At 53.1% G+C, this 2,429-nt stretch carries 4 protein-coding genes; 2 read left to right on the top strand and 2 right to left on the bottom strand.

Annotation, left to right across the window (positions count from 1 at the left end):
- Window positions 1–313: substrate-binding domain-containing protein (locus BSZ32_RS06435; protein WP_165788695.1), on the top strand; the 313-nt coding region annotated here is incomplete at its 5' end.
- A gap of 60 nt (window positions 314–373) precedes the next feature.
- Here BSZ32_RS06435 and BSZ32_RS06430 read toward each other — a convergent pair.
- Complete coding sequence (locus BSZ32_RS06430) at window positions 374–1,492, bottom strand: sulfatase-like hydrolase/transferase (protein ID WP_105042675.1); 1,119 nt, start codon at window positions 1,490–1,492, stop codon at window positions 374–376.
- Between BSZ32_RS06430 and BSZ32_RS18735 the strand changes: the two genes are divergently transcribed.
- Entirely contained in the window at window positions 1,482–1,649 is a 168-nt protein-coding gene (locus BSZ32_RS18735; RefSeq protein ID WP_165788694.1) for a hypothetical protein, read from the top strand. The two genes, BSZ32_RS06430 and BSZ32_RS18735, sit on opposite strands and share 11 nt — an antisense overlap.
- 145 nt (window positions 1,650–1,794) lie before the next feature.
- Here BSZ32_RS18735 and BSZ32_RS06425 read toward each other — a convergent pair.
- On the bottom strand, window positions 1,795–2,429 hold a 635-nt coding region (locus BSZ32_RS06425), incomplete at its 5' end, for a sulfatase-like hydrolase/transferase (protein ID WP_165788693.1).

Below are 2,429 nucleotides of genomic sequence, written 5' to 3'. Positions count from 1 at the left end.
TCAAATCTCCCCACCAACGGCGATCATCTTCGGCTCCGGTCCCACCTATTTCGCAACGCTGCATTTCCTCCTCAACCGAGGCCTCCGGGTGCCGCGAGATCTTTCCTTGATCGTCGCCAGCGACGATCCTTCTTTCAGCGAGTGCCAGCCATCGGTCTCGCATATCCGTTGGAGTTGCACCCGCCCGATGGTGAACCGCATCGTGCGCTGGGTCCGGAATATCAGCGAAGGAAAAGAAGACACCCGCCAGACGATGATCAAAGCGGAGTTTGTTGAGGGAGGGACGATCGGGCCGGTGGCTAAAATGGATTGATGATTTTTGCGGGGTGTCCCCTAAAGAGGTCGTTGGGGGATAGGGGTATGACCACATGGACTACATCCGAACACTTGCTTTTGGATTATTCTTGCTGTGCCATTCCTTGTAAAGCTCATGCAGTTTCTTGACGATATCCGGATGCTTGTCGGCCAGATCCGTCGTCTCACTCACGTCAGTCGCCAAGTCGTATAATTCGAGTTTCCCCGCCTTTGCTTTCTCCTTCGGACTGATGAGCTTCCAGTTCTTGTGGCGGAGTGCCCAACCCTCTTTGGTCTGCTGCCAGAACAAGGTCTCATGATTTGGTTTGTCGGTTTTACCAAAAAGAATGGGCAGCATGCTCTTGCTGTCGAAGGTGGTATCGGTGGGCATTTTACCGCCAGCTACATCGACTGTGGTGGCAAAGAGATCGAGGCTAGTCACGGGTATTGAAGAAATTTGCTTTGCTTTGATTTTGCCCGGCCAACTGACTGCGAAGGGGACCCTTGGCCCGCCCTCGTAGAGGGAGTTCTTGCCTTCCCGGAGTTTGCCGTTGCTGGCTCCGCGTTTGGGCTCTCCTCCATTGTCATTGAGAAAGATGACCATGGTATTGTCATACTGGCCGTTCTTTTTAAGGGCATCGAGTATGAGCCCGACTCCTTCGTCGACCGAAGCCATCATCGCCAACTGCTTATCCCGATCAGGATTTCCAGTGTTGTATTGCTTGAGATACTCTTCCTTGGCCTCGAGCGGATAGTGGGGCGCGTTGTAGGCCACGTAGAGGAAGAAGGGGGTCTTACCACTGTGTTTGTTAACAAAGGACACGGCCTTACGATTCAGGAAGTCGGTGAGGTAACCGAAGTGTTCCTTCACTGGCTCGTTGTTGCGCATCAAGCGGCCACCTTTGGCTGGTGCCAAATAGCCCCGCATGCCATAAAGAAAGCCATAGAACTCATCGAAACCGCGGCGGTGAGGGTACTCCGCTTCTAGACTCCGGCCCAGATGCCATTTGCCGATCATGCCGGTGCGGTAACCGCTCTTTTTTAGAACCTGAGGCATCGTCACCTGCGGCAGGAAGACTTTATTGAAGACGTCGCGGTTGTGGTAGAAACCGAAGCGCTGCTGGTATTTTCCTGAGAGCAGACCGGCTCGTGTCGGCGCGCATTGGAGACCACTGACATAGCCACTGGTGAACTTCATCCATCTTGTCGATATTTGGAGTCTTCACGTGCTTGTCGTTACTGTAACAACTGACATCGGCATAGCCCATGTCATCCACCAGAATGAGGATGATGTTCGGCTGGGGCTTCTTGGTTGTGTCAGCTACAGCAAGGGAGCAGGTGCAGGCAATGCATAGTCCGCTAGCGAGGTGTTTCAGGTATCGTAACGGCATGTTATTTCTAGGAATTTGCTTTTTGAGTGAGGTGTTCGGAGGGGCTTTGATGGGGTGATAAGGGGGGTGTATCGTTTTTGTGGCTTTTTATTGAGCGGGGTGTTGCCTGCTAGGGGGCTGGGACGTAATCCGGATTGGGCTTAAGGGTTTTGACGGCGCCGAAGCGATCGTAGCTGGCTTCGAGCTCCTTGCGCATCATCTTGAGGATTTTTGGTCGAGTCTTTGACAGGTCTTTAGACTCACCGATGTCCTCCTTGAGGTTGTAAAGTTCATAGCCGTTGTCTTCATAGCGGTGGTGAATTTTCCAATCGCCGCGCCGCATGACACTGCGCGGACACTTGGCTGGATCTTTGGGGCTGTTGTATGACGGGAAGTTCCAGAACAGATTGCGCTCACCGAGGGATTTTTCTTTAAAGATTAAGTCGGTTAGATCCTCGCCATCGACCTTCTTTGGGTCGGTGGGTTTGACACCCATGAAGGTGCAGATGGTCGGGTAGAAATCGATCCCGGAGACCGGTTCGACTGAAGTTTTTCCAGCCGCGATTTTTCCGGGCATCGACGCAATCATGGGCACCCGGATGCCGCCCTCATAGAGGGTGATTTTGTCTCCACGAAGCGGGCGTTGGCTGGTGTACTTGTCGAGGCCTCCGTTGTCGGAGATGAATAGAACCAGCGTCTTTTTCTGCAACCCGAGTTCCTTGAGCTTGTCGATGATGGCGCCGACTGAACGGTCGGTTTCTTCGA

The sequence above is a fragment of the Rubritalea profundi genome (assembly GCF_002954445.1).
In the GTDB taxonomy this organism is placed as follows: Bacteria; Verrucomicrobiota; Verrucomicrobiia; order Verrucomicrobiales; family Akkermansiaceae; genus Rubritalea; species Rubritalea profundi.
The sequence above is the reverse complement of the archived record's forward strand: the minus strand, read 5'-3'. Positions and strand labels throughout refer to the sequence as shown.